Annotated in this window: 8 protein-coding genes; 2 read left to right on the forward strand and 6 right to left on the reverse strand. The window is 35.3% G+C overall.

Translation table 11 applies throughout. The features are described 5' to 3' along the window. Positions 1 to 103: 103 nt before the first annotated feature. The 5 genes from HT671_RS09825 to HT671_RS09840 form a co-directional block, all read right to left on the reverse strand. Positions 104 to 1,231, reverse strand: a complete 1,128-nt coding sequence (locus HT671_RS09825; protein ID WP_119919680.1) for a site-specific integrase — start codon at positions 1,229 to 1,231, stop codon at positions 104 to 106. A 628-nt stretch (positions 1,232 to 1,859) separates the two neighbouring features. Then, positions 1,860 to 1,994 (reverse strand): hypothetical protein, encoded by a 135-nt coding sequence (locus tag HT671_RS11955; RefSeq protein ID WP_259390920.1) that lies wholly within the window; start codon positions 1,992 to 1,994, stop codon positions 1,860 to 1,862. A 152-nt stretch (positions 1,995 to 2,146) separates the two neighbouring features. Beyond that, positions 2,147 to 2,290 carry a hypothetical protein gene (locus HT671_RS09830; protein ID WP_165852416.1) on the reverse strand — a complete coding sequence of 48 codons (144 nt, stop codon included), beginning with the start codon at positions 2,288 to 2,290 and terminating at the stop codon, positions 2,147 to 2,149. 63 nt (positions 2,291 to 2,353) lie between these two features. Continuing rightward, positions 2,354 to 3,304 carry an Abi family protein gene (locus tag HT671_RS09835; protein WP_138703066.1) on the reverse strand — a complete coding sequence of 317 codons (951 nt, stop codon included), beginning with the start codon at positions 3,302 to 3,304 and terminating at the stop codon, positions 2,354 to 2,356. 150 nt (positions 3,305 to 3,454) lie between these two features. Further along, positions 3,455 to 4,228, reverse strand: coding sequence for a S24 family peptidase (locus HT671_RS09840; protein ID WP_138703067.1), 774 nt, complete (start codon positions 4,226 to 4,228; stop codon positions 3,455 to 3,457). A 153-nt stretch (positions 4,229 to 4,381) separates the two neighbouring features. Here HT671_RS09840 and HT671_RS09845 point away from each other — a divergent pair, with 153 nt between their 5' ends. Next, positions 4,382 to 4,519 (forward strand): hypothetical protein, encoded by a 138-nt coding sequence (locus HT671_RS09845; RefSeq protein ID WP_079247785.1) that lies wholly within the window; start codon positions 4,382 to 4,384, stop codon positions 4,517 to 4,519. Between the two features lie 169 nt (positions 4,520 to 4,688). Further along, a complete protein-coding gene (locus tag HT671_RS11960; RefSeq protein ID WP_258953754.1) occupies positions 4,689 to 4,820 on the forward strand; it encodes a hypothetical protein in 132 nt (43 codons plus the stop codon). On the opposite strand, the gene HT671_RS09850 is transcribed toward HT671_RS11960, so the two are convergent. Then, positions 4,817 to 5,527: a DUF4145 domain-containing protein gene (locus tag HT671_RS09850; RefSeq protein WP_138703068.1), complete on the reverse strand. Its 711-nt coding sequence runs from the start codon at positions 5,525 to 5,527 to the stop codon at positions 4,817 to 4,819. The two genes, HT671_RS11960 and HT671_RS09850, sit on opposite strands and share 4 nt — an antisense overlap. Positions 5,528 to 5,601: the final 74 nt, after the last annotated feature.

Below are 5,601 nucleotides of genomic sequence, written 5' to 3' on the forward strand. Positions count from 1 at the left end.
AGCCGATGAATTATAACGATATAAAGCAACCCCTTGAATTATCAATATCTTCAAGGGGTTTTGTTGTGTTGTGAAATCAAAAAGGGGCAAAAAAGGGGCAGAATTAAAAAATAGTATCTAATTTATTGACCAGTTTATCCTCCATATCCTCAGTAGTATGAGAATAGATTTCCAAAGTCATCTTTGCATTTGAGTGTCCAACTCGATCCATTATTGATTTTATTGGGAGGCCAGACTCTGCTAAAAACGAAATATGAGAATGCCTAAAAATATGACTAGATAAGTTTTTTTCTATTTTAGCCTGTTTTCCATATTTTTTTAATATCTGTATGAAGCAAGCTATTGTTGTAGGTTGATTCCATTTTTCAAAACAGAAAATATAATCATCGCTTGACAATGGCTGGAAACGTTCGCTAAGTCGTACTATTTGTCTTTGAATAGCTTCTATGACACTCTCTGATACTTTGATTGTCCGTATTGAATTTGTAGTCTTTGGTAGCGTCTTGATTTTGTTTACTGAATCAAAATTACCTGTGATCTCAATTTTGTTGTTTTCGAAGTCTATATTCTTCAGTTGTAAGGCAGTTAACTCACCATATCTCATACCAGTTAATGCCAGCACAAGAACCATATCAGCGTACTTTTGGTGATATTCTCGACGATTAAGGACATCGACAAGTGCTTTTATTTCTTGCATGGTGAGAAAGTTGTTACGCTTTTTTTCCAGTTCTTCTAAAGTCTTTGGTTTTTGAGGAATCGTAGTATAATCGACCTCGTTGTTTTCAATGTAAGAGTATTGAACAGCGTAATTAAAGATACCTCTGAGCCTATGCCGTACTTTTTTAGCTGTAATATATCCGTTGCTTTCAATAATTTTTTCAATAGCCTCTTGAAGAAAACGCCTGTCAAGATTAGCAAGTATGGTATCGGATGGTATGATTTCCTTCATCTTCTTATCAACTGATTTACAATTATGTTTTGTTGATTCCTTTACTGTTTGCGCCCATGATTTATAGAAAAGGTTATAGATTTCTTCAAATGTAATGCTTTCTACTTGTTTTGTGCTGAGTTTTTTATTTATCTTTTCCTGCAGTAAGATAGCAGCTTGATTTCTTGCCTGGGGAGTTTTCTTCTCCATCGTGACTGAAACTTTTTTTAATTTCTCAGTATATGGATCTTTATATCGCTCAAAAAATTTGTATTTTCCGTTGGGAAGTTCTTCCATCCACATTGTATTTACCTCACTTTTTTGATAAAATGGGTATAGTAAAGAGGGCTTTTAATGCCTTTTACTATACTGGATATCCTCACACTCAGAGTCGCCAAACTTTGCGAGTGTGGGGATTTTTTTGAGTTGTTTCCAAAATGGAAACAGTTGGCAGCTCGTCAGATAATAACATAAGGTGTACCTCTTAGAAGTACACCAGACGATTTTATCCTTGACGAACAAGGCTTTTTTACATTCTTAGTGTATTTCTTTTTTTAATTTCTGTCAAACGTCAACTTATTTTAACGACTTATGTTTACTAGAATATGAAAAGAAAAGTAGTCGTATCAAATACGGCTACCATCACGTTATGGATCTAAAATCCAAACCTAAACTTTATGGAGCTAAACTCCTGATAGCTGTATTGTAATATAATTTTCAAAAAATATCAATTTTGCACAATAGACCTATGGGATGAGGTTGCTATTGGCGAATATGGGGGTGTTTTTGTTTATTTCAAGTATTTATAACTCAAAAAGGGAAGTAACAATTAAGCTACTTCCCTGGAGCGCAAAGGCTCAAAGTTTAAAAATATGAGGGTAAACCTCTAAGTAACTTAATTATAGTTCAATTTATAAATACTGTCAATAATCTACTCAAATCCTTTGAAGCTCTCTAAAATCTTATCTTTTGAGTCTGTAGCATTAAGCACTAAAACAACATAATTTCCGTAGATATAAGCAGGGTGTCCGATTAACTCTTTTTCTTTCTTAGCTTCTTTAAACATTGGGTTTTTATCGTAATATTCGTAAACCTCTACAGCAGTATCATCTTCTAAGATGAACCCTTTCCCTGATTCGGCTTGAATAAGACTAGCTTCTTTTGAGATTTCTTCTTTGATAGTGAAGCCATTGCTTTCTAGCGCTTTTTTAAAATCGTCTAAGCTAGTAGCCTTTTTAGAAGCAGATTTGTCGTTCGCTTTGGTTGCTCCGAGCTATCTTTGGTAGTTGATTGATTGTTAGAGCAGGCTACTAGAACAGTAGCAGTAAGCAAGATAGCTGACGTAGTGAGTAGTTTTTTCATTGGTATTCTCCTTTATTTCCGGTTTACGCAACTATTTCCATTTTGGAAACAGTTGGTTTTAATTTATACTCTTGGTTCATTACGGTGCCAATCATTAGGAAAACCTAAAGACTGGTTGATTACATTGATGTCTATAGAAGGCAGCTTTTTCTCTAGTTTGATAACTTTCTTTCTAAGAGTATTCCATAAAATGTTGAATTCTGCTTTACTAATAAAGCATTGAAGGCTAATAATTGTTGAATATACAGTTTTTCTACTGTCATCTCCCATCAAGATCTCTTCGTTATGAATCGTTTCCCAAAACGTACTATTAGAACGGCATCTGAAGTTTAATAAGCGATTATTGTGAGCGCATTTGTTTCGTACCTCGTTAATATTTTTTAGAAAAGATATCAAGGTTTCTGGTGGGAAAACATCGTTAAAGTCAGGTATGTTTGTGCGTATAAAACTTACTAAATCCCGTGCGATTTCATTTTGGAGTGAGTTCGGCAGGTTTTCAATAATCGTGCGTAAATCTCCAAACTCTAGATAATCAGTTAGTACCCAGATTGGGACATCTGAATGAGTATGTGCGTAGTGGTGAATGGAATTTCCTCTGTATCGCTTGTTTGTGTTTATGATTTTGGATAGTTTTGATACAATAAATCCCACGTCTAATATTTTATTATCTGCATAAGAATTGGTGTTTAAATAAGCGTATTTTTGACTGGGGTAGGCTTCGGCGAATCTGTGAGCAGTGATTGACTTGATATGGTGTTCAGCTTCAAGAATAGCTTGCAAAATGGCTCGTTTTACATCTTTGTCAAATGTATAGAGACTTGAAACTTCGTCAAATGTGACGCCGTCAATATAAGTGTCAGTACCAGGGTGTTGAAAAAACTTACTGTATCCATTGATAATATTGTAGTAATTGTTACTTAGCAGGTACTTAGCTGCTTTAGACTCATCTGTAATGGATAACCCTCTGATTTTTAGTGTTGCGATTTGTTCCTCGATTGTTTTAAACGGCTTCAAAAAAACTCCCCCATTCTAATTTAGAATGAAGGAGTTTTCCCGTATCGGTCCCCGTAGAGATCCCGACGCTTTTTCTCTAATGAATTCATTCTAAATGATTTTTTTTAAAAAGTCAACTGTTTTTTTAATATTTTTAAAAAAATAATTTTTTTATTCCCCTCTATACACCCCGATAACTGCATAAATCTTGATGTGTGTGTCTTCGGCTGGTGGGAAGTCTAGGGTGATGTCTTCGTACTTGTCATTGAGTGATACGAGGCGTAAGCGTCCGTTTTCGGTATAGATCTTTTTGAAGTAAGAACGGTCTCCGTATGCGATAACTGCTAGGTCTCCGTTGTAGGTGGTCAGTCCTTTGTCTACTAAATAGAGAATATCTCCATCTTGGTAGTCAGGCTGCATGGAGTCTCCGCTGACCTTAGTCGCAATGTCGTGACGTGGCGGTTGCTGGTCAACCTCTATAGTCTCTCTGTCTGTATCGTCGTACCCAAATCCATAGTTAAATCCAGAAGCTGCGGCTGTCTCAGATACAACCTCAACTTGGTACAAGTCGAGAACTTTCTCCGATACTTCGTTTATCTTCGTTTCTTCTTCGTTTTGACTCTCCCAAAGCTCCTCAGAGGTTCGAAGAACGATTTTTTTATTGTCAGTGTTTAATTTTCGAGCTGTATTTGTAATTTTTTCTAAAAGGGAGTCTGATTGTGCGGTAGAAATCTTGTTTTCAATAAGGTCAGATTTATTTATATTAAAATAGTTTGCCAAAAGTTCAATTTTACCAATCCGAGGATAAGTTATTCCTTTCAGCCAATCACGAACTGTAGTGTATTTTAAATCCAAGTCTGCGCATAATGTATTTCTGTCTACCCCTTTTTGCTTCATGTAAAAACTTAGATTATTGGCAAAAATTTCTTTATTTTCGACTGTCATTTCCGTCCCTCCTTATATAGTATATTTTACGGCAAAAACGCAAAAAAGTAAAGAATAAAATAAAAAATCGCGAAAAAAACGTAAAAAACACTTGACATTGCGGTTAAACCGCAGTATAATATAATCAAGCTTAAGGAAAAGGAGGTAAGGCAAATGATGGAACACATCATAAAAAGCCTAGCAACCAAGGACACTGCAACCGTCATCTTGGCACTAGGCTTAATCAGAGAAGCACGTTTGTGGCACAAACAAATCTTAGAACACAAACGTAAGCTTCAAAACAAAAAGTAGAGAAAGGGGCGACGCCCCAACCTCTACTTGATAGTGTACCATCATTTGCCGTGAAAAGCAATGAGTGAAGAAACTGGATTGATAATCCTAGCAGGATTTGTGATTGTATCTTTTACTATTCGTCAGATAGTGAAGTGCCGATGTGATAAACAAGGGAAGGAGTAGAAAAATGGAAAGTGTTGAAATTGTTGAACTAATAAAAGTTACATTTAAACGGGGGAAAGGAACAGAAGATGATCCGATTAGAGTTGTAACTCAGTATTGGGACAAAGAAAATGTATTAATCTTTGAGAAAGATTAATTATCTCTTCTTTCGATAGAATTTCGGTAGGAATCAGGTAATAGGTTATATATGTCTAGAATTTTTTTAGGTTGTGTGATTCGATTATCTACAATCAAGTTGATAAAACTTAACAATGATAAAGCTAACTCTTTGTTATCTTTTATGTCTATTTGACCTGGATGTACAGCATTATTCCCTATTACTCTAACACTGTCTAGCATTTGTTGGATTTCTATTGGCATTCCTTTAGAGACAAGACTTCCAATTTGGGTATTTAAATCTTTACCTTGTGCGTTTAAATGAGCAACAAGCTTTTCAATAGCTAGACGGGATAGAGCTGCAGAAGCTCTAGGCGATATATTTAGAACTTCTCCAGCTTCAATATAGATTTCTTTCACATCATCAGGCATATCATTATTAGGTTTAGGTACTCCTTCGGCAACATTTGGGAAAATTAATGTCGACGTTGCATCGCTTGTGTTTAATACTATCCTGGAGCCATACGTTATTTGGATTTCATTTGTTATCCAAATAGAAAATTGATTACAAGCCTGACATTGTGCAATTATAATAAATTTGATAGATTCTTTGTAATCTCTATTGATATCAATAGGATTATAAGTCCATAAATGGGAAGAGAAACCTGAACATACAGGGCATTGAAATGATTTTGAATTGCCTGCGAAGCGACTGCCTAGGCTTAATTTAGAAAGATCAAATGACATATTTTTTCTCCAATCGTTTTATTTTGATTATACCACATTTGAAAGGGGGGTGAGAAAATGAGACCAAGACGATA

It is taken from the genome of Streptococcus sp. 2741 (assembly GCF_013276315.1).
Lineage (GTDB): Bacteria > Bacillota > Bacilli > Lactobacillales > Streptococcaceae > Streptococcus > Streptococcus pseudopneumoniae.